At 65.1% G+C, this 23862-nt stretch carries 23 protein-coding genes, 1 tRNA gene and 3 pseudogenes; 10 read left to right on the plus strand and 17 right to left on the minus strand.

Going from position 1 to position 23862, the window contains the following annotated elements; genetic code table 11:
* Nucleotides 1–3 precede the first annotated feature (3 nt).
* On the plus strand, nucleotides 4–687 hold the full coding sequence (gene aat / locus ACT53M_RS13330) for a leucyl/phenylalanyl-tRNA--protein transferase (RefSeq protein WP_476234168.1): 684 nt from the start codon (nucleotides 4–6) through the stop codon (nucleotides 685–687).
* Nucleotides 688–722: 35 nt separating this feature from the next.
* Here the strand turns inward: aat and ACT53M_RS13335 are convergent.
* From ACT53M_RS13335 to ACT53M_RS13360, 6 genes and pseudogenes are all read right to left on the minus strand, one after another.
* A pseudogene (locus tag ACT53M_RS13335) lies at nucleotides 723–1151 on the minus strand (DUF2155 domain-containing protein); the annotation flags it as partial.
* Nucleotides 1148–1540 (minus strand): NADH:ubiquinone oxidoreductase subunit NDUFA12, encoded by a 393-nt coding sequence (locus ACT53M_RS13340; protein WP_476228145.1) that lies wholly within the window; start codon nucleotides 1538–1540, stop codon nucleotides 1148–1150. The pseudogene ACT53M_RS13335 and the gene ACT53M_RS13340, both read right to left, overlap by 4 nt.
* 48 nt (nucleotides 1541–1588) lie before the next feature.
* Nucleotides 1589–2530 (minus strand): alpha/beta hydrolase, encoded by a 942-nt coding sequence (locus ACT53M_RS13345; protein ID WP_476233929.1) that lies wholly within the window; start codon nucleotides 2528–2530, stop codon nucleotides 1589–1591.
* A gap of 101 nt (nucleotides 2531–2631) precedes the next feature.
* Complete coding sequence (locus ACT53M_RS13350) at nucleotides 2632–3138, minus strand: DUF192 domain-containing protein (protein WP_476233930.1); 507 nt, start codon at nucleotides 3136–3138, stop codon at nucleotides 2632–2634.
* Nucleotides 3139–3142: 4 nt separating this feature from the next.
* Nucleotides 3143–3727 carry a cold-shock protein gene (locus tag ACT53M_RS13355; protein ID WP_476233931.1) on the minus strand — a complete coding sequence of 195 codons (585 nt, stop codon included), beginning with the start codon at nucleotides 3725–3727 and terminating at the stop codon, nucleotides 3143–3145.
* 68 nt (nucleotides 3728–3795) lie between these two features.
* Complete coding sequence (locus ACT53M_RS13360) at nucleotides 3796–4338, minus strand: regulatory protein RecX (protein ID WP_476233932.1); 543 nt, start codon at nucleotides 4336–4338, stop codon at nucleotides 3796–3798.
* 122 nt (nucleotides 4339–4460) lie between these two features.
* On the opposite strand from ACT53M_RS13360, the gene ACT53M_RS13365 reads away from it, so the two are divergent.
* The 3 genes from ACT53M_RS13365 to ACT53M_RS13375 all read left to right on the plus strand — a co-directional run bounded on the left by ACT53M_RS13365 (nucleotide 4461) and on the right by ACT53M_RS13375 (nucleotide 8856).
* Nucleotides 4461–6227, plus strand: coding sequence for a fatty acyl-AMP ligase (locus ACT53M_RS13365; RefSeq protein WP_476233933.1), 1767 nt, complete (start codon nucleotides 4461–4463; stop codon nucleotides 6225–6227).
* A 120-nt stretch (nucleotides 6228–6347) separates the two neighbouring features.
* A complete protein-coding gene (locus ACT53M_RS13370) occupies nucleotides 6348–8699 on the plus strand; it encodes an EAL domain-containing protein (RefSeq protein WP_476233934.1) in 2352 nt (783 codons plus the stop codon).
* Between the two features lie 80 nt (nucleotides 8700–8779).
* Nucleotides 8780–8856 (plus strand) — tRNA-Trp (locus ACT53M_RS13375).
* 270 nt (nucleotides 8857–9126) lie between these two features.
* Here ACT53M_RS13375 and ACT53M_RS13380 read toward each other — a convergent pair.
* Together ACT53M_RS13380 and ACT53M_RS13385 are read right to left on the minus strand one after the other, a co-directional pair.
* Nucleotides 9127–10113 (minus strand): alpha/beta hydrolase, encoded by a 987-nt coding sequence (locus ACT53M_RS13380; RefSeq protein WP_476233935.1) that lies wholly within the window; start codon nucleotides 10111–10113, stop codon nucleotides 9127–9129.
* 26 nt (nucleotides 10114–10139) lie between these two features.
* Nucleotides 10140–12515, minus strand: coding sequence for a TonB-dependent receptor (locus tag ACT53M_RS13385; protein WP_476233936.1), 2376 nt, complete (start codon nucleotides 12513–12515; stop codon nucleotides 10140–10142).
* 146 nt (nucleotides 12516–12661) lie between these two features.
* Here ACT53M_RS13385 and ACT53M_RS13390 point away from each other — a divergent pair, with 146 nt between their 5' ends.
* A complete protein-coding gene (locus ACT53M_RS13390) occupies nucleotides 12662–13813 on the plus strand; it encodes a glycoside hydrolase family 68 protein (RefSeq protein WP_476233937.1) in 1152 nt (383 codons plus the stop codon).
* On the opposite strand, the gene ACT53M_RS13395 is transcribed toward ACT53M_RS13390, so the two are convergent.
* The 4 genes from ACT53M_RS13395 to ACT53M_RS13410 all read right to left on the minus strand — a co-directional run bounded on the left by ACT53M_RS13395 (nucleotide 13805) and on the right by ACT53M_RS13410 (nucleotide 16921).
* Nucleotides 13805–14803, minus strand: a complete 999-nt coding sequence (locus tag ACT53M_RS13395; RefSeq protein WP_476233938.1) for a LacI family DNA-binding transcriptional regulator — start codon at nucleotides 14801–14803, stop codon at nucleotides 13805–13807. The two genes, ACT53M_RS13390 and ACT53M_RS13395, sit on opposite strands and share 9 nt — an antisense overlap.
* Nucleotides 14804–14861: 58 nt before the next feature.
* Nucleotides 14862–15938 (minus strand): alpha/beta hydrolase, encoded by a 1077-nt coding sequence (locus tag ACT53M_RS13400; protein ID WP_476233939.1) that lies wholly within the window; start codon nucleotides 15936–15938, stop codon nucleotides 14862–14864.
* Nucleotides 15939–16134: 196 nt separating this feature from the next.
* Nucleotides 16135–16602, minus strand: coding sequence for a DoxX family protein (locus ACT53M_RS13405; protein WP_476233940.1), 468 nt, complete (start codon nucleotides 16600–16602; stop codon nucleotides 16135–16137).
* Between the two features lie 55 nt (nucleotides 16603–16657).
* Nucleotides 16658–16921, minus strand: coding sequence for a BufA1 family periplasmic bufferin-type metallophore (locus ACT53M_RS13410; RefSeq protein WP_476233941.1), 264 nt, complete (start codon nucleotides 16919–16921; stop codon nucleotides 16658–16660).
* 220 nt (nucleotides 16922–17141) lie between these two features.
* On the opposite strand from ACT53M_RS13410, the gene ACT53M_RS13415 reads away from it, so the two are divergent.
* The 5 genes from ACT53M_RS13415 (at nucleotide 17142) to ACT53M_RS13435 (ending at nucleotide 20296) form a co-directional block, all read left to right on the plus strand.
* Nucleotides 17142–17678, plus strand: coding sequence for a sigma-70 family RNA polymerase sigma factor (locus ACT53M_RS13415; RefSeq protein WP_476233942.1), 537 nt, complete (start codon nucleotides 17142–17144; stop codon nucleotides 17676–17678).
* Nucleotides 17675–18340: a DUF1109 domain-containing protein gene (locus ACT53M_RS13420; protein WP_476233943.1), complete on the plus strand. Its 666-nt coding sequence runs from the start codon at nucleotides 17675–17677 to the stop codon at nucleotides 18338–18340. Before ACT53M_RS13415 ends, ACT53M_RS13420 begins: the two co-directional genes overlap by 4 nt.
* Before the next feature lie 75 nt (nucleotides 18341–18415).
* Nucleotides 18416–18676, plus strand: coding sequence for a BufA2 family periplasmic bufferin-type metallophore (bufA2, locus tag ACT53M_RS13425; RefSeq protein WP_476233944.1), 261 nt, complete (start codon nucleotides 18416–18418; stop codon nucleotides 18674–18676).
* 55 nt (nucleotides 18677–18731) lie between these two features.
* Nucleotides 18732–19559, plus strand: coding sequence for an MNIO family bufferin maturase (gene bufB / locus ACT53M_RS13430; protein WP_476233945.1), 828 nt, complete (start codon nucleotides 18732–18734; stop codon nucleotides 19557–19559).
* Entirely contained in the window at nucleotides 19556–20296 is a 741-nt protein-coding gene (locus ACT53M_RS13435) for an HvfC/BufC family peptide modification chaperone (RefSeq protein WP_476233947.1), read from the plus strand. The genes bufB and ACT53M_RS13435 overlap by 4 nt, the downstream gene beginning before the upstream one ends.
* 11 nt (nucleotides 20297–20307) lie before the next feature.
* Here the strand turns inward: ACT53M_RS13435 and ACT53M_RS13440 are convergent, their stop codons facing one another.
* From ACT53M_RS13440 to ACT53M_RS13460, 5 genes and pseudogenes are all read right to left on the minus strand, one after another.
* On the minus strand, nucleotides 20308–20748 hold the full coding sequence (locus ACT53M_RS13440) for a hypothetical protein (RefSeq protein ID WP_476233948.1): 441 nt from the start codon (nucleotides 20746–20748) through the stop codon (nucleotides 20308–20310).
* The gene (locus ACT53M_RS13445; RefSeq protein WP_476233949.1) at nucleotides 20745–21347 is read right to left on the minus strand and encodes a PepSY domain-containing protein; all 603 of its coding nucleotides are present in this window, start codon (nucleotides 21345–21347) and stop codon (nucleotides 20745–20747) included. Before ACT53M_RS13445 ends, ACT53M_RS13440 begins: the two co-directional genes overlap by 4 nt.
* A gap of 73 nt (nucleotides 21348–21420) precedes the next feature.
* Nucleotides 21421–21639, minus strand: a pseudogene (locus ACT53M_RS13450) (integrase core domain-containing protein); the annotation flags it as partial.
* Between the two features lie 20 nt (nucleotides 21640–21659).
* Nucleotides 21660–22855, minus strand: a protein-coding gene (locus ACT53M_RS13455) for an IS3 family transposase (RefSeq protein WP_476233950.1) whose coding sequence is annotated in 2 segments (ribosomal slippage) — nucleotides 21660–22615 and nucleotides 22615–22855 — 1197 coding nt in all. Because the reading frame shifts where the segments join, the coding sequence is not laid out codon by codon here.
* Nucleotides 22856–22912: 57 nt separating this feature from the next.
* Nucleotides 22913–23647: pseudogene (locus tag ACT53M_RS13460) on the minus strand (transposase); the annotation flags it as partial.
* Between the last annotated feature and the right edge of the window lie 215 nt (nucleotides 23648–23862).

Here is a 23862-nt window from a genome sequence, read left to right on the forward strand (position 1 = left end):
GCGATGGGCGTCTTTCCCATGGCCGATCACCGTACTGCCAGCAGTGTCTATTGGGTGGAACCCAAGCTGCGCGGCGTGCTGCCGCTCGACGGCTTCCGCCTCTCGCGTTCGCTGCGAAAGACGATCCAGTCGGAACGTTTCCGCGTCACGGCCGACGCCGCCTTTGGTGAAATCCTGCGGCTGTGCGCCGAAAGCGTGCCCGACCGGCCCGATACCTGGATCAGCGGCCCGATCGAGCGCGTGTTTCTGGAACTGCACCGGCTGGGCTTTGCCCATTCGATCGAGTGCTGGGATGGTGATCGGCTGGCCGGCGGCCTGTACGGCCTGGCACTGGGGCGCGCTTTTTTCGGCGAATCGATGGTGACGCGCGTACGCGACGCCTCAAAGGTCGCGCTGGCCTATCTGGTGGCGCGACTGAAAGCCGGCGGCTTTCGCCTGCTCGACTGCCAGTTCATCACCGATCATCTCGCCTCGATGGGCGCGATCGAGATTCCCCGCGACGACTATGTCGCGTTGCTGGACGCTGCGCTAGGCGCTTCCTCGGCCGGTGTGGCATTCGGATCGCCATCGGTCGACGGCGACTTTTTCGCGCTCGACGATCCCGCGACTGAAGGCGTGCCCGCCGGTACCGTATCCGGCCCGCTGTCGCGGAAAGTCATCTCGCAGCTCTTGGGCCACACATCGTAGATCGGGTGCTGCACCACGTTCAGCGCCGGCTGCTCCTTGTAGAGCCAGCCGGAAAAGATGCGATACCAGCGCCGGTCCTGCCGACGCACATCTACCTGCACAAAGGCGCCGGTCAGATGATCCTGCTCCCAGGGCGCCGTGCGGTCGCAGGCGCGCAGCCGCACCGTCACGTCACCGTCGATGCGCGCGGCCTCGCCTGGCTTCAGGCGGATCTCGCGTTCGGCACCGTTACGCTTGTTGAGCACGCCCAGCACCGCAACGCGGTCCTTCATCGGCGTGGCGGCGGCATTGGCCGTGGCAGAATCGGGGCCGACCGAAATCACTTCCGCACCGGCGGCACCATTGTCCGCCGCGCCGGTGATTACCAGTTCATCGCCCGCATTATCGCCACCCGGCGGCTTGCCGGCGCCGCCCGAACAGGCGCCGAGCGCCAGCGCCAGCAGCGCCGCCGCGGCAAGCTTCATGCGTCGGGCGTCCACGCCTCGTAATCGCCGGTGGCGCGCGCGCGATGTGCACCCTTTTCGAGTGCACCGGGTGGACGATAGGCCAGCTCGGTGCCCGTCTGATTGGGCTCCCACGGCTTCTGCCATGCGCGGACCGGCGGCAGGGCCTGATCGGGCACATCGGCAATCTGGTGGTGCAGCCAGCTGAACCAGTCCGGCGGAATGCGGCTGGCGTCGTTCGCGCCCTTGTAGATCACCCAGCGGCGCGGAATCCCGTTCGGGTCACGCCCGCCTTCATAATAGACATTGCCCTCGGCATCCTCACCTACGCGCTTCTTGCCGCGCAGGCCCATGAGCGTGCCGAAGGTGGCGCCGTTCCACCAGGTGAAGATCGGAAAAGGAAGTCCCATGGCCCGCCGATACCGCCAAGCGCGGCGCCGGGCAACAGTCTGCTGCATTCAGTGCGACGGATGCGCCTTCACAAAGGCCGCGATGCCATCCGCCAGCCCGGCCTGAAGCGGCAAACCGAGGTCGAAATAGGTTTTCAGGTTCGACGCCCGATCCTCGCCATCGGTGTGTTTCAACACGTGCGTCATTCCCTCGGGCTGCAGCAGCGGCGCGTCGGGGCGGGCAGCATGGAGTGCATCGACGTCGGCCTGCTGGACCTGAATGTCGCGCGTACCACGCACGATCAGCAACGGCCCGCGATAGGAAGCCGCCAGACGCGCCGGATCATAGGCCAGGAAATCGATCAAATAGCCCTGCACAGCGGGATGAAAGAGTGACATCAGCATGGGCGGCACCGCGCTCGCCTCGACTCGCTTGCCCGCCTTGAGCGACGCCAGGATCGAATCCGCCGCGGCCAGATCGGCGGTGCCCAGCCCGGCCGCACGCAATTGCTCGGCCAGCAGGTCGCCGATGGGGCGCCCGGGACTCGCCATGAGTATCAGCCCGCACAGATCGGCAGGTGTTTGCGCTGCCTTCAGCGCAACAAGGCCGCCTTCGCTATGCCCGGCAACCCACACGCATCGCGCACCGGTCTTCGCGCGAATGGCACGTGCCCAGCTATGAACATCCGTCGCATATTCCGAAATCGTCACGGCATTGGGATTCGCCAGCGCCGCCTTGCTGCCGAACAGGCCGCGCTTGTCGATCCGTACGCTGCCGATGCCGCGCGCCGCCAGCGCTTCGGCGAGCAGACGATAGGATTGCGCCGTGCCGCCGTCGCGGTTGGTCGGGCCGGAACCGGGAATGATCAACACCACGGGGCTGGCCTTGCCCGCGTCAAGAAACGTCCCGGCCAGCGGTCCCTCAGGCCCCGGCGCCTCGATGGGGGTATTGGAGCCGGCGACTGTCTGTGCCGATGCGGGCGTGCTGACCGTCAGCAGCGCAAATACCACAATTCCCGCAAACCGCAGCCCGTACATCGCGAAGCCCTCCGCATAATGATGATATCACCATTATATCGAAAAGAACGCCCTCGCAAGAGCGCGCAGCGTTCTCAGTTGCCCTGGCCGTCCCAGCGCACATGATCCCCGGCCGCGATGCCCAGCGCAGCGGCGCGCCCGCCATTGATCTCCAGCACGGCGGCAACCGGCTCGCCGGACTTGATCGGCGTCTCGGAAAAGGGGGCGGCATTGGCGGCGATGCGCGCGATCGTCCTGTCCCGCCGAATGAAGATCAGGTCCAGCGCGCTGGGCGTATTCTTCATCCAGAAGCTCGCCTCGCGCGGGCCACCGCCATCAGCGGGATAGGGGTAGAACAACATGCCGCCATCGGCCGGAATGTTGGTGCGGAACATCAGCCCCCGCTCCTGCTCGGCGGGGGTTTCGGCGCGCTCCACCGTGAACTGGCGCGGACCGCCATGCGTCTCTATCGTCAACGCCAGTTTCGGCTTGACCGATTCCGCCGCGGCACTGGCGGGCCGTTCGGCTTGCCCCTGGCATGCGGTGGAGACGAATAACCCCGCGGCAGCCAATGCCGCACGCCACATGCCAGTAGAGATCATCGCTTCAATCGGTCCTTTCGACCGCTACAGCCAGCGGCCCTTTTTCGCCCGCGACGATGCGTGCCTTGAGCGGCTGGCCGGGCTCGACTTCCTCGATACCGGCACGACGCAGCGTCTCCATATGGACGAATATATCCGCAGTATCGCTGGCGCGCACGAGAAATCCGTACCCCTTCAGCCGGTTGAACCACTTCACTGCCACGGGCTCGAACGGCCCCGCATCCTCGATCAGCTTCAGCCGCTCGCCGCGATCGCTGCTCCGCTTTACCGGTTCGACTGCTTCACTCAGGTCAATGGAGAGGATTTCGCGCGCCTGCAGCCCCCGCTGCCGCTGCACCGCGACGCACTCGACCCGCGCGCCCTCCGGCAGGCTGCGCCGGCCATGATCCTGCAGCACCGAAAAATGTATCAAAATGTCGCCGACGGCACTATCGTCCGCGACAAGGAACCCGAAACCCCGGGTCACGTCGAACCACTTGATTACGCCCCAATAAACCTGGCCTTCTTCCTCGGCCACGGTTTCGAACTGCGCCCCGTCCTTTGGTGCGACCGCATAGTGGTTTGACGCAAGCTGATGCTCAGCACGCATTCTTCAATTTCCCCCAACCACGTAACATTAACACAGCATTGTCGAAGTTGGGAATTGCTTTGTTATTGTCACCGGAGTCCCGGATTGGGCAGGTCTTCGACCTCTTCGCCGGGTGCCATTCCGACAATTCTACGTGCCAGATCAAGCGGGTGGCCGGCACGCAGCATGGCCGCCAGTTGCTTCTCGCGCAGCGGCCTGTCCGCCAGTTCCGCCGCATAGGGCCCGATCCGCTTGCGCCGGGCGAAGGCGAACGCGCTCGCGACGGCGCCGTCTGCGATGGCCTCGGCCAGCGCGGCGCTGTCTTCCGCCTCGATGCCGTCATGGCGCAGCGTCGCCTCGACCCGGCGGACGCCCAGGCCGCGCCGTGCCATGGACCGCACCCGCGCCTCGGCAAAAGCGCGATCGTCGATATAGCCGCGTTCCGCCATCCGCTCGGCCACCGCCTCAGGATCGGCCGCGCTCCCCCCTGCCCAGCCGCGTTCGCGTATCTTGCGGGCAAGATAGGCCGTCAGCCGCGCACGGGTCGTCGCGAAACGCTCGACATAACGCAGGGCCAGACGGTCGAGGTCGGCAGGCTCCAGTGGCGGCTTGGGGCGGTGGCTAGGTGGCATGCGCCATGATTGTGCCACACTGCCAACCGATTTTGAACGATACTGCGTAGCAGAGCCGGACGCTAACATATGCGTGACGGGGGCAAGACGGACTGCTACCTCACAGGGGCTCGAGACAAAGAATGGTATTGGACGAAACGGGATCACTCGCAACGGTGGACAAGGCACTCCTCACGCCCACGCCCACGGACGACCAGCTCCCGCGCCGCTTCGCCGATTTCGAAACGCTGGGCGCTGCGCTTGATTATGCCGCCCAGGGCGCGCGCGGGCTGAACTTTCACGATGCACGCGGCAATCTCGCCCTGCCCTACAGCTTCGCACAGCTCCGCCAGGATGCTCTCGCCCAGGCGCGCCGGCTGATCGCGGCCGGCATCAAGCCGCTCGATCGGGTGGCGCTGATCGCAGAGACCGGCCCGGAGTTCGCTTCGCTTTTCTTCGGCGTCGTCTATGCCGGCGCCTGGCCGGTGCCGCTGCCGCTGCCGACGAGCTTTGGCGGCGCGCAGTCCTATATCGACCAGCTACATGTTCAGTTGCAGAGCTGCGACCCGGCACTGCTGATCTACCCACCCGAAATCGGCGTGATGTGCGCGGAAGCCGCGCGCCTGACCAATGTTCAGGCCAACGATTGGGCCATGTTCGGCGAACGCGCCGCCCCCGAGGCGCCGCTGCCCCAGGCCAAGCCGGACGACATCGCCTATCTGCAATATTCGAGCGGCTCGACCCGCTTTCCGCATGGCGTGGCGATCACCCACCATGCGCTGCTCAATAACCTGGCTGCGCATAGCCACGGCATGGAGGTCGGCCCCGGCGACCGCTGCGTCTCGTGGCTGCCCTGGTATCACGACATGGGCCTGGTCGGTTGCTTCCTGTCGGTCGTCGCCAATCAGGTATCGACGGACTATCTGAAGACCGAGGATTTCGCGCGCCGCCCGCTTGCCTGGCTCGATCTGATCAGCCGCAATCCGGGCAACAGCATCTCCTATTCGCCGACCTTCGGCTACGACATCTGCGCGCGCCGCATGTCGAGCCAGACCAAGGCGAGCGACCGCTTCGACCTCAGCCGCTGGCGCATCGCCGGTAATGGCGCCGACATGATCCGTCCGGACGTGATGCAGCGCTTCGTCGATGCCTTTGCCGACGCCGGCTTCAAGGCCAGCGCCTTCCTGCCGAGCTATGGCCTGGCCGAAGCCACGCTGGCGGTGTCGATCATGCCGCCGGGCGAAGGGATCGTCGTCGAGCTGGTCGAGGAAACGCAGCTTTCGGGTGGCACCTCGCGCGCCGACCGCCCGCAGCGTTTTCGCGCCGTCGTCAATTGCGGCAAGCCTGCCCGCGACATGCAGATCGAAATCCGCGAGGAAGACGGCACGCCGCTTCCCGAAAAGGCGATCGGCAAGGTCTGGTGCAGGGGCCCGTCGGTAATGGTCGGCTATTTCCGCGATCAGGAAGCGACCGACGCCTGCCTGGTCGACGGCTGGCTCGACACCGGCGATATGGGTTACATCTCAGACGGTTACGTCTATATCGTCGGCCGCGCCAAGGACATGATCATCGTCAACGGCAAGAACCATTGGCCGCAGGACATCGAATGGGCGGTCGAGCAACTGCCGGGCTTCAAGCAGGGCGACATCGCCGCTTTCGCGATTACCACGCCGGGTGGTGAGGAAACGCCGGCGGTGCTGGTCCAGTGCCGCACCTCCGACGAGCAGGAGCGGCTGCGCCTGCGCGACGAGATCCGCGAGCGCGTCCGTTCGGTCACCGGCATGAACTGCGTGGTCGAACTGGTGCCGCCCCGCACCCTGCCGCGCACCAGCTCCGGCAAGCTCAGCCGCGCCAAGGCGCGCAACCTCTATCTGAACGGCGAGATCAAGCCCTACGCGATCGCCGCCTGAACCCGTTCCGCCCCCGTTTCGGTCGGGGGCGGAACGAAACACCGTCCAAAACGGACGAATTTAACCAAAATCGCTTGGCTTCTAACCAGTCGCTAACTTCCGCCGGGCTATTGCCGGCACGTGACCAGCCAGACGACCTCGCAGTTTCATCGCCCCCATATCGACGTGCTCGCCCTGCTGGGCCTGCGCGACCCCGCAGACACGGCCGAATGGGGCCCCATCCGCGCCGCCCAGCTCAATGCAGGGCGGCAGCTGGCGCTGTTCATGCTGGCGGCCAATGTGATCGGCGCGGCGATGACGACGCTGACTCTCGCGCGCCTGGTGCCGCTGTGGCAGCTCGCAAGCTGGAGCGCGCTGGTCGCGGCCATCGCGACTTCGGTGGCCTTTCGTCGGCTTTCATCGCGCTATGGCAACGCCGTGACCGCCACCATCCAGGAGGTGCGCGGCACAGCGATCGATGGCATCGCGCTCGGCACCGTCTGGTCGATTGCGCCGCTCGTCTTCGGCGTCAGCGCGACGGACGAAGCTGCGCTGGGGCTGTGGGTGGTATTGTCGCTGCTGATGACGGCTTCCGCCGTCGCTATGGCCGCGCTGCCGCTCGCCACCATTTTATTCATCAGCATCATCGGGACCTCGGTGGCGGTAACGCTTGCGCTGATCCCTTCGCCGGTCCTTGCCGCCGCCGCCGCATTGTTCACGCTGCTGCTCGGCATGGCGACCTTCGCACGCGGCAAGGCGCTGGTCGTGATCCGCGCCGGGGAGCTGGCGCTGGCAGAACGCGACCATACGGTAAGCCTGCTGCTCCGCGAATTCGAGGATGCGGGTTCGGACTGGCTTTGGGAAATCGACGCGCAACGCCGCGTTGTCCGGGCCAATCCGCGCTTTGCCCTCTCACTGGGCGTCGATCCTAAGACGATCAACGGCATGCCCTTCCTGCAGGTGCTGGCAGGCCCCACCTGGGAAACCGGCAACTTCGCGACCGGCCTGCGCCAGCTCGCCGAAAAGCTGAAGGGGCGTGAGCCGTTCCGCGACGTGTTGTTACCGGTCTATGTCGAGGGTGAAGAGCGCTGGTGGGAAATTTCCGCCAGCCCGCGTTTCGACGAAAGCAACATCTTCATCGGCTTCCGCGGTGTCGGCTCGGACGTGACGGAACAACGCCGTTCGGCTGACAAGATCAACCGTATGGCGCGGTTCGACACGCTGACCGGCCTGCCCAACCGGCTGCACATCAACGAATGGCTGGCGCGCGCGATGTCCGAGGCGGAGAAATGGGGCTCGCGCTGCGCCTTCATGATGATCGATCTCGACCGCTTCAAGGCAGTCAACGATACGCTGGGCCATCCGGTGGGCGACAGGCTTCTCAGCCGCGTATCCGAACGGCTGAAGCAGTTGATGAGCGAAAACGAGATCATCGGCCGGCTGGGCGGCGATGAATTCGCCGTGGTGGTGCGCGACGCCAGTGATTCCTCGCGCGTCGAACAGCTCGCCCAGACCATCATCGACAGCTTGTCGCGCCCCTATGAGGTCGACCAGCACACGCTTTATATAGGCGCCTCGGTCGGTCTCGCGATCGGCCCGCGCGACGGCCGCACGGCGGAAATGCTGATCCGTTCGGCCGACCTGGCGCTCTACCGTTCCAAGGATGTCGGCGGCGGCGTTTTCCACGCCTATGAACCGCAACTCCACCTAGCGGCCGAAGAACGGCGCGTACTCGAAATCGCCCTGCGCGCGGCCGTCGAACAGGGCCAGATGCACCTCACCTACCAGCCGGTGGTCGATACCCGCACGGGCGCACTCGCCGGGTTCGAGGCGCTGCTGCGCTGGACGCACCCCGAACTGGGGCCGATCTCGCCCGAAAAGTTCGTGCCGCTTGCCGAAGAAGCGCGACTGATCGCGCCCATCGGCGAATGGGTATTGCGCACCGCCTGCGCCGAAGCAGTGCGCTGGGCGTTCCCGGCCCGCATCGCCGTGAATGTAAGCCCGGAGCAACTCCACAATCCCGCCTTCGTCAATGTCGTCGCCAATGCGCTGGCAAAGTCGGGACTACCGCCCGAGCGCCTCGAGCTGGAAGTTACCGAAAGCGTCTTCATGCGTGAGGGCACCGTGGCGGTGCGCGTGCTGGAAAAGATCCTGGATTTGGGCGTGCGGCTGAGCCTGGACGATTTCGGCACCGGCTATTCCTCGCTCGGTTATCTGGCCCATACCCGTTTCAGCTCGATCAAGATCGACCGCGGCTTCGTGCAGAGCGCAGCCCGTGGCAACAAGGAATCGATCGCCATCATTCGCGCCGTGGTGGCGCTTGCCGACAGCCTAGGCATGGCGACCACAGCCGAAGGCGTCGAGACCGAAGACCAGCATCAAATGGTACAGAAGCTCGGCTGCTCGAAGGTACAGGGTTATTATTTCGGCCGCCCTCTCCCCGTAGAGGAAGTCCGCGCGCTCACCGGCCAGCGCGACAGCATCGCCGCCTGAGCGCAACGCCGCGCAAAGCAGAAATGGCACCGCACCCTCTTGCCCGTAGCCGAACCAGCGGCTAAAGCCGCTCACCGCACAGGGGTGTAGCTCAGCTGGTTAGAGCGTCGGTCTCCAAAACCGAAGGCCCTCGGTTCGAATCCGAGCTCCCCTGCCATTTCCTAATTTCGATGTCTCGGGAACCTAATGGCTTCCTTTGGCTGAATTCGCTGGATCGACTGGGAAAGCGCGAAATCCCTTGGTCCGGCCAAGATAGTACGACGTAAATCGGACCAGCACTGGTACACTTACCGACGCGCCAGGTTTTCGGAGCGGGTTGGCGCCTTCCGATAATTCGGTCAATTTAAAAAGACTTATCGGATAACGGGGAAGCTCGGCGTAAAGGTCGTGAGAGCCGGCACGGCTTCATCTCGACGATCATTATGGCTCAGGCCAGCGTTCGTTCCAGCCATGTGGCGAAGAGCTGTGCCCAGGTGCCCGCCGGGGCGTTGTCCGGGCCGATGCCGTAACCATGGCCGCCCTCTTCGAAGAGATGCGTTTCCACCCGAACCTTCGCGGCGACCAACGCGGTCATGAAAACCTGCGTGTTCTGCCAGGGAACTGCAGGATCGTCGAGCGAATGGGCGAGGAAGGTGGGCGGTGTCGCCCCGGTTACGTGGAGCGCGGGCGATCGCCGCTCGATCAGCACCGGCGCCGGATCGGGGCCAAGCAGCAACTGCGCCGACAAGGCGTGCGTAAGCGGCGGCGTGACGGCGATGACGGGATAGATCAGCCCGCCGCACGCCGGCCGGGCGCTTTCGCGATCTGCCGCATCGCGCGGTGCATAGACCTGCTCGTCATAGCCGGTGAGCAGCGATGCCGCGAGATGGCCGCCGGCGGAAAAGCCCAGCACCGCCACTGCATCGGGAGCGATGCCATACTGGTGCGCCCGGGCGCGGATGCAGCGCATCGCCCGCTGCGCATCCTGCAGCGGCACATCGGCACGCCCCTGCCAGCCTTCACCGGGCAGGCGATAGGTGAGCACGAAGACCGTATAGCCGCGGCCGGTGAAGACGCGGGCGACATCGACGCCCTCGTTGCGGATCGAGACGAAACTGTACGCGCCGCCCGGAATCACGAGCAGCGCCCGTCCGTTCGGGTGCGCGGGTCGAAACACGTGCAGATCGGGCGTCGCTACGTCGGAGATGAACGTCGGATCGCGCCGTTCCGTGCGTGGCTGCGGTTGGAACGGCCCGTTCGGGGGCAGCCCCTCCCACAGCGCTATCCGATCCGCTGCAGTCCAGGCAGCGGGCAGCGGACCGCCACCCGCAGGAATATGGAGTGGCGGCCGGGGATCGGCGGCGGCAGTCAACGTCATTGCCCCTGCCCCCAGCAGCAATGCCCTGCGGTCGATCCGGCCCTCCGTTCCCGGCATATGCCACTCCCGTCCCGTTTCATGCCTCAGAATCGAAATCCAAACCGTGCGCCATAGGTTCGCGGTGCTGCATAGCTTGCGGTGGTGGAACTCCACACCGGAACCACATTCACCGGAATACGACGATCCTCGGCATTGTACAGGAAGAGGTTGAAGAACACGCCATCATCCGGCGACGAGAGCTGCAGGTTCAGGTCGGTTTTGGTATAGCCCGGCAGGCGCCCCTGCACGACGTTGTCGGCCGTCGCGAAGCTGCGGGTCTGGCCATAGAAGTCGATGCTCGGGGTAAGTTTCCAGCCCGAAGCCAGGGTGAAATCGTGGCTGTAGCTGATCCGGCCGCTGAGCCCCGGCGCGTTGGGCAGTTCGTTGCCCGAATAGTTGCCGATCGCTGCGGGAATGGGCGCAAAGCCCAGAATCGGCGCGAAGATATTGTACATGGTGTCGGCCGAGTGGAGATTGTCCGGCGCATTGCGGAAATCGCGGAACTTCGCATCGAGCAGCGAGACATAGCCGGACAGGCGATCTGCGTGCGTCGGCTTGAAGCTCGTCTCCAGCTCGATGCCACGGATGCGCGCCTTGGCGGCATTGGTCGTCACCGGAATCGGCCCCTGCACCGGATCGACGATGATCGACGAAACCTGCAGCCCGTCATAATCCATCTGATAGACGGTCAGCCCCAGGAAGAGCCGCCGGTCGAGCAGGTTGGCACGCACGCCCACTTCATAGTTGGTCACGGTTTCGGGCGCATATTGGCGATAGCCAACCGGGTTGCTGCTCGGCTGCAATCCGCCTGCCCGATAGCCGGTGGAGACAGTGGCATAGCCCAGCACATTCTCGGTCAGGTCAGCATCCACGCCCAGCTTCCAATTGACCTTGCTGAACGTCGCCTCCGGACGATTGCGGTCGTCCGTATAGGCAAGGGCGAAGGTCGGGCAGGTGTTCGCGCTGATTTTGGTGCGGGTGAAGCTGTTGCCGGGGCAGACCAGCTGCTGCTCGCGATCCACCGCCGTATCCCAGGTCGAGCGCAGGCCGGCGATCAGGCGAACGCCGCGCACTGCCTCGAACGTAGCCTGGCCGAACAGCGCCTTGGACCGGCTGCCGACATCGGAATAGGTGTTGACCACGTCGACCGCGTCGATCGTCGAAATCTGGTTGCCGGTGCCGGCCACCTTCGCGCCGAAGATATTGTACACCGTGTTGAAGGGTGCCGGCGCGGTATTGCCGGCATGGAGCAACCGGGTGCCGGCCGACTGGGTATCCTTGTAGAGATAGCCCCCGGCGACCAGCTTCAGGGGGCCGGTCTGGTAGTTGATGTCGAGCTCATGCGACCAGGAGTCGAGGCGATTGCCGATATATTCCTGCGAGAACACGCCCGTAGCGGCCGTAACGCCGTTGTTCTTCAGGCGCGAGAAGCCGGCGAGGTACGTCAGGCTGAGGCCCGGCGCTGCATCCCACACCAGCCGCGAACGGGCATCGTAGCTGCGCAACCGTTGTTCGTTCGCGCTGACCTGATCGAGGCCGGGGTTGATGGCGTCCGACGGCACGATCGTGACCGGGCCGAAAGCGCCGGTCTTCAGATTGGCCTGGGGATAATAATTGTAGTTCCGCAGGAAGATGCCCGGGGTCGTCCCGTTATTCTCGCCGAAGCTGCCCGACAGACGCCAGGTAAGGCTGGGCGTGACATGCCACAGGGCCGTTACGCGGGCACCCAGCAGATCGGCGCTGTCGAACCGGTCGGCGCGATATTGAGGGCCGTAACCGTCGCTCACCTGACGGAAGCCGGCGATGCGAACCGCCAACGTGTCGCTGACCGGCAGATCGATGGCGGCCTGTGCGCGCACATCGCTGAAGCGGCCGATCTGGAAACTGGCGCTGCCGCCGAACCGCTTGCCCGGATCGGCAGTGTTGATGTTGACGACGCCCGCAGTGGCGTTTCGACCATAGACCGTGCCCTGTGGCCCGCGCAGCACCTCCACTGCGGCAAGGTCGAACATGCCCAGCGTCAAGGCCGCGGCCGACGGATTGTAGATGCCGTCGAACTGGGTCGCGACCGTCGAATAACCGCTGAAGCCGTTATTGCTGCCGATACCGCGAATGGCGAAGCCGTTCTGCGACAGCTTCAGCGTCGGTGCGGTGGTGGCAAGCTGTTCGGCCGTGGTTAGCCCCTGACGATCGAGCAACGCCTGCGGCACCACGCTCACTGCAACAGGGGCGCGGGTAATGCTTTCGCTGCTCTTCTGGGCTGTGATGATGATGTCGCCGACATCGCCAGCGTCTGGTGCCTGGCCGGTCGCGGTCGGCTCGGTCGAAGCGGGTACCGCGCCAGTTGCCGTCTGCGCCGCCGCCGGGGCGGCGAGCACGACCAGCGCAGTGGATGCAAGAAACAGGTTTCGCGAATTCATGGCGTTCACTCTCCCAATAACCGCGTGTCGAGCGGCATGTGCGTTGCGCCGTTGCGCAATCGTTTACGCACGCTTATGGTCGGCGCGATCGGAAATCCAGCAAAAAGTGCAATTGCACCCGGGAGAGGCGAATGACGGCAGGGGTAATGCGACACGAAACGACAGCGCTGGCGCAGCCCGCCCGCTGGACCGCAACGCATGTCGCCGCCATCGTTCAAGACCCCGGCACAACGCTGCCTGTGCTGCCGCTCGAGGCGGAGCGCCGCGTACCCGGCATGGACCTGTGGGACATGTGGCCCGTCGAAACCGCCGATGGGAATCCGGTCGCGTTCGACGATGCGACGCTGTGGATGGTGCTGGCTGCACCGGCAGCGCCCGACCCCGAGGAGCGTCATGACCATGCACGCATCCATTTCCTCGTCGAGCGCGCGGGGCGATGGCGGCTGGCCGGGCCGGTGTTTCCCGACGGATACACACCCGGATCGCGCGAATGGTCAGGCAGTGCGCGCTTCGATCCGGCCACGGCGCGGCTCACTATCTTCTTCACCGCGGCGGGGCGACGCGGACAGCCCGGCCGCAGTTTCGAACAGCGCCTGTTTCAGGCAAGCGCGACGCTTCGCATGCACGCCGGCGTGCCGCAGCTGCGCGATTGGCGGGGCCCGATCGAATCGGTCATTGCCGACGAACATTGGTACATGCGTGCCGACCAGACGGAAGGCGCGGCCGGCACCATCAAGGGATTTCGCGATCCTGCGCTGTTCCGCGATCCCGCGGACGGTCGCCACTACCTGCTGTTCACGGCATCCTGTGCTGCATCCGCATCAGCGTGGAACGGCGTTATCGGTATGGCCGAAGCGATCGACGACACGCTCGAACAATGGCGCCTGCTCCCGCCGATCGTTTCCGCCGGCGGGCTGAACAACGAGCTGGAGCGACCGCACCTGCGCATCTTCGACGAGCGCTATTATCTGTTCTGGTCGACACAGAGGAAGGTGTTTGCTGCCGATGGCCCAGCGGGCCCCACCGGTCTCTATGCGATGGCAGGCGACAGCCCGTTCGGGCCGTTCACCCCTGTGAATGAAACCGGCCTCGTTGCCGGCAATCCCCCAGACGCACCGGCGCAGGCCTATAGCTGGTGGGTATTGGGCGACGGGCGTGCGAACAGCTTTGTCGACTTGCCCGGCGTCGCCAATCCCGCGGTCATTCAGCCGGGAGCTGAGCGGCGCGGATGCTTTGGCGGGTACCCCTCGCCCTTCTTCACGCTTGCCTTCGACGGCGCGCGCGTAGCCTTAGCTTGAGCTGCGGATGACGAGGCGGGGCTCGATCAGTTGCGACGGGGTGGCAACACCGACAATCCGATCGAGCAGCAATTCGACCATCAATGCGGCGCCGTGGGACAATTGCTGGTCCACCGTGGTGAGCGGGGGCGAGAGATGCGCGCCCAGCGGAAGGCCGTCATAGCCGACCACGCGCACATCGTGCGGCACTGTCCAGCCCCGCTCCGCGAGAACGCGCAGCACCGCCGATGCCGTCACGTCCGAGCCGGCGACGATCCCGTCGGGAACCTGGCCGATCTTCGCGAGAAGCGCCGAGAGATCCGCATAGGCCGCAGTAGGTTCGTGATGGGTCGGCAGTTCGACCGGCGGCGCCAGTCCGGCTGTCGCAAGTGCACCCCGCACCCCTTCCAGCCGCTGCGCAAATTCCGGGCTGCCGGTAGGACCGGCAAAGGCAATGCGGCGGCATCCGCGCGCGATCAGATGCTCTGCGGCCAGCGCCCCGCCCGCCAGATTGTTCGAACCCACCGCGCAATAATGCTGATCGGGGAAATGCGCGCCCCAGACCACCATCGGTAGATATCGTCGCGACACGATATCGATCACATGCCGCTGGTCGGACTGGCCGATGATGAGGATGCCGTCGACCCGGCCGCGTCCGATATACTGCTCGAGCCAGCGCTCGTCGCGCGGCAGAATACGCGACAGCATCAAGTCATAGTCATGATCGGCCAGCGCATCTGCCAGATAGCCGGTCATCGTGCTGAAGAACGGGTCAGACAGATGCTGGAGCCGGTCATGCCCCAGCGGCACCAGCACGCCCACCGCCATGGTACGCCGGGTCCGCAGGTTGCGGGCGATAACATTGGGCTGATAGCCCAGACGATCGGCAAGCGCGACGATACGCTGCCGGGTATCGTCGCTCACCCGCCCCAATCCGGTAAGCGCGCGCGAGGCGGTCGCGGTCGAGACGCCGGCGAGTTCGGCGAATTCCTTGAGATTTTTGACGCGCACGCTTGTTCCCTGTTCCTGCGCGAAACTCTAGCTTCGCAGTCTCACGGAACAAGGCGTTTCAGGCAGGCGCATCTGGCAGCCCGAACGCGCGGCGAAGGGCGGTCATCTTGGCGGCGATGAACGCCCGCGACAGCGCCGCATTTTCCGCGACCCGATCGAAGCCATGGAAGGCGCCAGGTGCAACCAGCAATTCGGTCGGGACACCCGCCAGAGTCAGGCGGCGCGCATATTCGATGTCTTCGGCGACGAACAGGTCGATGCCGCCAACCGCGATAAAGGCCGGCGCCAGTCCCGTCGGATCGGCGAGCCGCGCCGGCACTGCCGCAGCCGGCACGCTGGCACCACCGGGCGCAGCGCCCAGAAACGCCTGCCATCCGAAGCGGTTGGCCTGCACATCCCAGCCGACAGCGCCGATAAACCAGGGCGGCGTCACGCTGCTACCGGTCCGGTCGTCGAGCATCGGATAGACCAACGCCTGCAGCACCAGCGGCACTTCACCCCGGTCGCGGGCACGGATCGCCAGCAGTGCGGCATGGCCCCCGCCCGCGCTTTCCCCCATCACCGCAATGCGCGCACTATCAACGCCCAGCATCGCCGCCTCGCGATGCAACCAGCGGAGCCCCGCATAATTTTCCTCGGTTGAGCGCGTCCAGCGTGCCTCCGGTGCCAGGCTGTATTCGACCGACACGATCACGCAGTCGAGTGCCTTGGCGATGCCCTGCAGATAGCGCCGCTCACTCTTTGCCGAGCCGGCGACCATGCCGCCGCCATGGGTGTGCAAGATCGCCGGGCGCGCAGTGCCGGGGCGCGCGTTGATCGCATATACCGTCACGTCCGGAATGCTGCGCGATACCGGCACGACATAAGTCGCCACCGGCACATCCGCGAGCAGCGAGGGCGCCATCTGGTCGCCGAGGCTGCGCAACATCGGCAGCTTCGCATCGGTCATCGGGCTGATTGCAGCGCCCATTTTGAGCACCGTCTTCGCCCCCTCGCGCAGTTCGGGAGCGACATGCGCAAGCGGATCGCGCCCGGCCCCCTCGCGTGTCTCCGATGCGCGCACCGTGCCCGCGCGCGTCGCCAGCGCCAGTGCGCCGCAAAGACCCAGCATGTCGCGCCGCGTGGTAGCCGCCATTTACCCTCTCCCAATATGCGTCGCGGCAGAAAGCAAACGATTACGCAGATAATGTCAAGCAACTGCCTTAAACGGACCCTTCAGGGAACGATGCCGCCTCCCGCGACAGCCATAGAATTCTTTATCCGGACATGCGGGCGCCCTTCAGCGCGCGGTCAAACGACAGCGCTCGGAGATAACAACTCCCCAAGGCCGCTCATGCTTTATCCGCTGGCATTCGCCGCGCTTCCAGGCCGATCAGTGCATCCAGCGACCAGGCGCCCGGTCCGGCGGCAATCAGTGGCAGCAGCAGCCCGGCCCAGCTGAGATGCGTCGGCCATGCGTCGGGATAGACGAAGACTTCGATCACCGTCGTCATCCCCAGCAGCGCGAGGGCCGCCGGCCGGGTGAAGAGGCCTAGGACGAGCAGGATCGGGAAGAAATGCTCCGAGTAGGTCGCGAGATGCGCGGCGAGCACCGGCGGCGCGAAGGGCAGCGCATAGTCGGTACGGAAGAGCTCATAGGTGGAATCGGTGATCGTCAGCCAGCCCTCTACCTTGGTGCGGCCGGAGAGGAAGAAGATTGCGGCAATGCCGAGTCGCGCGACGAGCAGCAGGAACGAAAGCGGAAGCAATCGCGCGGCGAGGCTGCCAGCGCTGGCATAAAGGGCAGCAAAGGATTGCATGGCAGGCTCCAGATATAGGGGGTGCCCGGCCAGGGATCCGGCCGGGCATTGCGGCTTACGCCTTGGGGGTCAGCGAGCCGTTGCCCTTCGGAGTCTTGATCGAAGTGCAGGTGCCTGCCTTGACCAGCTTCCAGGCATTGCCCTGATAGTTTTTGGTCGCGGTGCCGGCGCAGCTGGTGCCGGCGCCTGCCTTGCAGTCATTCTTTCCGGCGAGCGCGACGCCGTAGCATTTTTCCATCTTCGGCTGCTGCGCCTGGGCACTGGTGGCGGCGATGCCCAGCGCGACGGTGGCAGCAAGGGCGGCGGAGGTCTTGATCATCGAAATTCTCCCTGGTTGGCCTCTCGGGCAGCGGCATCCGACGAAGGGCAGCCGCAGCGCGGTGCCCCGGAAAAGCGAAGGCGTCGGGTCACCTGCCGCCGTACGGCACCAAACGGCCCGCGGTTACAGGCGCAGTTACGTTCGGCCTGCAGTTTCCTTTTTGTGCAGCGGGTGTAACCTTCCCGCGACCAGCTGCGTATCGCCCGGGCAGGGAGTGGGAATGCGGCATACCGAAGCAGCGCTACGCGCATGGATGACGGCGGGACTCGACGGCAATGCCGCAGCGCATGCGGCATTGCTGCGCGCGCTGGTGCCTTTGCTGCGCAGCTTTTTCCGTCGTCGGATGCGCGGCGACGAGGATATTGAGGACCTGGTGCAGGAAACGCTGATTGCCATTCACACCAAGCGCGGCACCTATGATCGCGATCGGCCGTTCACTGCTTGGCTCTATGCGGTGGCGCGCTATCGCCTGATCGACCATTTCCGCCGCCGACGTGTTTCCATTCCCATCGAGGATGTCGAGGCGATCCTGGTCACCGAGGGGTTCGAAGACGCAATCGGCGCACGGGTGGATGTAGACCGGCTGCTTTCCGGCCTGTCGCCCAAGCAGGCCCGCGCCATTCGCGACACACATATTGAGGGGCTTAGTGTGGCCGAGGCGGCCGATGGCGCACAGATTGGCCAGTCCGACGTCAAGATTTCGGTGCATCGCGGACTCAAGGCGCTTGCTGCGCGGCTGCGGGGGCACGAAGGATGACCCCCGAGGAGGAAACCGCAATCAGCACCGACCGGCTGATCGACACGCTTGCCGCGCATGTTCCGCCGGTACCGCCGCGTTTCATCGGCCGACGCATCGCCCTGGGTATCGCCGGCGGCGGCGTGGTGAGCATCGGGCTGGTCTTCGCCCTGTTCGGCATGCGGCCGGACTTTCCTCAGGCGATGTTCGGCTTCTCCTTCTGGATGAAATGGGCCTACACGCTGTCGCTCGGGTTCATCGCCGTGGCGGCTACCATGCGGCTGGCGCGGCCAAGCGGCGGATCGCTGCGCGTGCTGTGGCCGCTGGCGCTACCAATCCTGCTGCTAGCCGCGCTGGCGATCGAGGAAATGTCCCGGACGCCGTTGCGCGACTGGCTCTCGATGTGGCTGGGCGGCAGCTGGAACATCTGCCCGTGGCGTGTTCTGCTGCTGGCAATCCCGATCTTTCTCGGCCTGCTCTGGTCGTTCCGCAAGCTGGCCCCGACCAATCTGCGTGCAGCCGGTGCTGCCGCCGGGCTGGCGGCAGGCGCCTGGGCGGCGACCATCTACTGCCTGCACTGCGACGAGTTCGCCGCGGTGTTCGTGCTCACCTGGTACACGCTGGGCATCCTGCTGGCAGCCGGACTGGGAGCGCTGCTGGGGCCGCGCGTATTGCGCTGGTGAGCGTGTAACCGCCGTCCGACCGGCGACGTATCGGGGAGGCCGAACCGGCACCAACCTCTCCAAGGGAGCCTCCACATGATCTCGATCCAGACCGGCGCCAGCATCGCCGCCACCGCCGCGCTCATCGCCCTGTCCGGCGCCAGTGTCGCCGCCGCCCCGGCCCCTGCCGGCAAGGTCGTCCATTGCTATGGCATCAACAGTTGCAAGGGTACGTCCGACTGCAAGACCGCGCGCAACGACTGCAAGGGCCAGAACAGCTGCAAGGGCCAGGGCTTCAAGGCCGTTTCCGCCAAGGCCTGCAAGGCGCAGGGCGGCAGCCTGACCGAACCGAAGTGATGCGGCCGGCGGCCCGGCCTCTCCGCCGGGCCGCCCTGTTTTCAGGAGCAGGGGCATGACCCACCCGCACCGCTTCGGCCTCGGGCTGCGCAAGCCGCATTATGCCGATTTTCTGGAACCCGCTGTGCCGGTTCCGGTCGATTTCGTGGAAGTCATCTCCGAGAACTTCATGGTCCCCGGCGGCCGCCCGCGCGACATACTGCGGCGGGTTCGGGAACGCCATCCCGTAGCGCTGCACGGCGTATCGATGTCCATCGGCTCGGCCGACGGGGTGGACCAAGATTATCTGTTGCGTCTGCGCGAATTGGTCGACGCCATCGAGCCGCTGTTCGTATCGGACCATCTCTGCTGGACGCGCTTCGGCGGCTTCCAGTCGCATGACCTGCTCCCCCTGCCCTACACGGAGGAAGCGCTGCAGATCGTGTGCGACAATGTCGATGCCGCACAGACTGCGCTCGGCCGCACGATTCTGATCGAGAACCCTTCGAGCTACGTTGCCTTTGACGACGCGGACATGACCGAGTGGACGTTTCTGGACGCACTGTGCGCCCGCACCGGCTGCGAGCTGCTGCTCGACGTCAACAATGTGTTCGTCAGCGCAACCAATCACGGCTTCGACGCCCGCACCTATCTCTCCGGCATTCCCATGGCACGGGTGCGGCAGATCCATCTCGCCGGGCACAGCCATGGGGAAACATTACTGATCGACACCCACGACCAGCCGGTACCCGATCCCGTCTGGGCGCTCTATGCCGAAGCGCTGGGGCACGTGGGGCCTGTCGCGACGATGATCGAGCGCGACGACGCCATTCCTCCCCTGGCCGAGTTGCTGGCCGAACTCGATCGCGCGCGCGCCATCGCCGCGCTGGAGCTTGCGGCATGAGGCTGGCGACCCTGCAGGCGACCTTCGGGCGATGGCTGCACGCGGAATGCGCCGACGCCGCAGCCCGGCTGGGAAGCCGGGCCGGTCTCGACATCTACCTCAACAACTATCGCAGCCAACTCATCGCCGCGCTGGAGAACAGCTTTCCCCAGCTGCAACGCTGGCTGGGCAAGGTTGCGTTTCTGGCTGCCGCTGCGCAGCATATCGAAGCGTCCCCACCCCACAGCTGGACACTGGACGTCTATGGTGCCGATTTCGCCGGCACCATCGCCGCGCTCTACCCGGACGATCCCGAGTGCGCCGAACTGGCGCAGATCGAGTGGGGTCTGGCCAATAGCTTCACTACGCCGGATGTCACGCCGATTATGGGGGAAGCGCTGGGCGTGGTGAACTGGGAAGCCGCCCGCTTGGGCTTCGTTCCGAGCCTGACCCTGCTGCCGGTCCGCACCAACGCGAGCGCGCTGTGGCAGTCGCTGACGGCAGAAACGCCCCCACCCGCCGCGCAGCGGCTGCCGGCGCCGGGCGTCGTCTTGCTTTGGCGCGACGGCTTCAATCCCAGCTTCCGGACGACCGGGCAAGCCGAAGCGCATGCGATATGCCAGTTGCAGGAGGGGATGTCCTTCGGCGCACTCTGCGCAGCGCTGGCTGCCGAATATGGCGACGAGGGAAGCGCAGCGATCGCCGGCAGTTGGCTGGGCAACTGGCTCCGCGACGGGCTCATCGTCACACTGCATTGATCGGATGCGGATCACGACGTGAGCGGTAGTTCGCGACGGTCGGCGAACGGCGCACGCCGCGCTCCGATTGCGAGCACCACGCAAACCGAGACCGGTACAAGGTTGACCATCGGCACCATCCAGTCCGCTGCACCCCATCCGCCATGGACCAGCGCCGCCAGCACCACGCCGGTACCGCCGCGCCCTATCCGCGCGAGCAGCGGCGCCGCCAGCATCTCCAGGCTCGTCACGGCCCAAGCGAGCAGCGGCAACGCCGTCATCGTGGGCGCCGCGACGGCACCCAGCGCGCCGGCGGCAAGCGCAAGCGGCTGGCCCCAGGCCAAATCAGTCCAGATGCGTTCCCATCCCGGTACCGGCCGCCCACGATCGCGACGCCTGGCTATCCACAAAAAAACGCCGCCCGACGCCAGATAGGCCAGCCCCAGCCCCAACCCGCCATAGGCGATTTTCACCACCGGCCCGGCGAACCAGCCGAAATGCAGCGCCCCAACGATCCGAGTATCTGGCCGCCAAGGTGGTTCTCCGCCGCGCGTTTGGCATGATAGATCCGGCCACTGCGGTCATAACCATAGGCATCGGTATCGGCGATGCGCTGCGATCCGTCCGCCACCTGCAGTTCTACGCTGGCGTCGCGGCGGGTGGGATGCTCGATCCGAAGATAGTCGATTTGCCCAGCAGGTACGCGCCGAGCGGCGTCCGCCAGCATCGGGCGCAGGTCGAGCGGGGGCGCCGGCCTGGCATCCTCCGCCAGGCGCGGCGTGCGGAACAGGGCATAGACTTTTGCGGTGTCGCCCTGAAATGCAACCATGCCCAGCACGGCAATGATCACTGTCGACAGGCCCAGCAACGCTCCGCTGAGCGACACGATCAGGTGGAAGGGCAGCGCCCAGACACCGATACGATTGTGCAGATCCGCCTCCTGCAATCGCGGCGAACCGCCGAGTCGGAGATGGAAGGCGTCGCGGAAAATGCACGGATGAGCAAGGATACCGGAAAGCAGCGATGACAGTAGTGCGACCCCGACCAGAAAGCCGCCCCAGGCGCGCGGCATGTCCGTCGTCAGGACATTTGGCGCAGATGGGGACGTAAATTAGCGGAGAGCGGGCCTCGTCTTGGGGTTGATGTTAGGCGGCGAGCTTGCAGTGCAGCAAGCGCCGATATTCGAGGGTCTGTCGCTTCACCCTTTCGCGCTGTTTGATGATGGCGGCCGCCCTGCCGCAGTAGGCGTCGGCGGGTGTCACGTTGGCCAGGCTCTCGTGGAAGCGCTGGTGGTTGTAGTGCTCGACGAACGCTTGGATCTGGGCCTCCAGGTCACCGGGCAGGAAGTAGTTCTCCAGCAGGATGCTGAGTAGCCCCTAGTTTTCTAGACGCCTTCCGCCTTCAGAACCTGCTGCCGTTCGAACTGGACGGGCGACAGCATCCCGTTCCTGACCTGGTTGCGCACCGGGTTGTAGAACATCTCGATGTAATCGAACACGTCCTGCCGGGCTTCCTCGCGGGTTTTGTACGGTCGACGCCGGATGCGCTCCCGCTTGAGCGAGGAGAAGAAACTCTCCGCGACGGCATTGTCATGGCAGTTGCCACGGCGGCTCATCGAGTGCTCAAGATTGTGCGCGCGTAGGAAGGCAGCCCAGTCCATGCTGGTGAACTGCACGCCCTGGTCCGAATGGATCAACACCCCGTGCCTCGGCTGACGGCGCCATACCGCCATGTGCAGTGCCTGCAGCACCAGATCGGTGGTCTGCCGGCTCTGCATCGACCACCCTCCGCAGCCTTTCCAACGATGCTCCGCATCGCCGGAACCTTTGGCTGCTCCGCCCACCACGCGGCAGGAGTACAGGTCGATCACGACCGCCAGATAGGCGAAGCCTTCCAGGGTGCGAATGTAGGTGATGTCTGTCACCCAGGCCCGGTCTGGCGCAGCCACGTCGAACTGGCGATCCAGCGTGTTGTCGACCGCCAGGGACGACTTGCCGCCATGGCTGCCGGGCCTGCGCTTGTAGCCGATCTGCGCCTTGATGACCGCCAGCCTGGTCAATCTGGCGACCCGGTTCGGGCAGCAGGTCTCGCCGTGATCCAACAGGTCGTCGTGCAGCTTGCGGTAGCCATAGACCCTGCCGCTGTCGTTCCACGCCCGCCGGAGCAGCTCCGTCTGCCGAGCATCTTCCCGAGCCCGCGGGCTCAGCGGGCTCTTTTGCCACGCATAAAAGCCACTTGGCTGCACGGCTAGGCACCGGCACATCGCCCGCACGCCAAAACAATTGCGATGCTCGGCAATGAACGCGTATCTCACTTTGCATCCCGAGCGAAATACGCGGTGGCTTTTTTTAGGATGTCGCGCTCCTCGGTCACCCGGGCCAGCTCGCGCTTCAGCTGGCGGATCTCCGCATCCTTGCCGGCATCGCCTGACCCCGCCTTCGCCAGCTGCCGCTTCCACGAATACAGCGAGTGCTGGCTGACGCCCAGACGCTGCGAAACCTCCGCTACCGGATAGCCGCGCTCGGTGATCTGGGCCACCGCGTCACGCTTGAATCCATCGCTGAAATTGGGCTTCCCCATCGTCGCCTACTGTCCTCAAAATTAGGATCCAAGGCGTCCAGAAATCTAGGGGCTACTCACGATGTAGCAGGGGCCGTTGTCGCTGAGCAGCCGGTAGACCGTGGGCTCGGAGACAAAGTACTGACGTTCATCGGTAAAGCGCACCGCCAGTTCGCGCGGGGACAACTCGCTATGCTCCAGCGCCATCTCGACGATCTGGCCCTGGATGTCGTCGCCGATGCGGTTCCACACCCTGCTCGGCGCCGATGGCCGGTCCTCCAAGGCTTCTGGCCCGCCGTCGAGGTAGCGGTCGTACCAGCGGTAGAATGTCCGCCGTGCGATGCCGAGCTGATCCAGCGTCCGCTTGGCGGACAGGCGCGACTGCTCGACGATCCTGATGATCTCTAGCTTTTCGGATGCGGGATACCTCTTTCGTCGTCGCCCCCATCCGCGATCATGCTTTTTCAGCAGACGGTTTTCGAGTGTCAGGTCGGCAACGCATTCCTTCAGGGCGCGGGCTTCGCGGCGCAGATCCTGCACCTCGCCGGTGGTCGCGGCGCGGGCAGTGTCGCCAGCAAGACGGCGCTTGCCCGCTTCCATGAACTCCTTCGACCAGGTGTAATACAGGCTCTGGGCAATGCCTCCCTTGCGGCACAGCTCGGCGACGCTGTCCTCGCCGCGCAGGCCCTCGAGCACGATCCGGATCTTGTCCTCGGCCGAAAAGTGGCGCCGCGTCTGCCGCCGAATGTCCTTCACCACCTGCTCCCCAGGGGCCTTCGCCGGCAATTTCACGTTGGAGGAACTCGGCTTCATCTTCGTTCCTTCGTCACTGCGACGAAGCCCAGATCCTCCTCAACTCACAACCTCAAATCTATTCCAGTGGTGCTGACGGGGTACAAGTGGCCTGAGCAATTTGTCGAGGTGAAGCGAGGAAGCCTCACGAAGCCTTTTAGTGTCCGTATCAGCAAACCACCGCAGACCACGCCGACTTGGGAAAGTCAGTCCGCCCCGTGGGGTGATTCCGTCAT

This window comes from Sphingomonas sp. DMC6 (genome assembly GCF_056314225.1).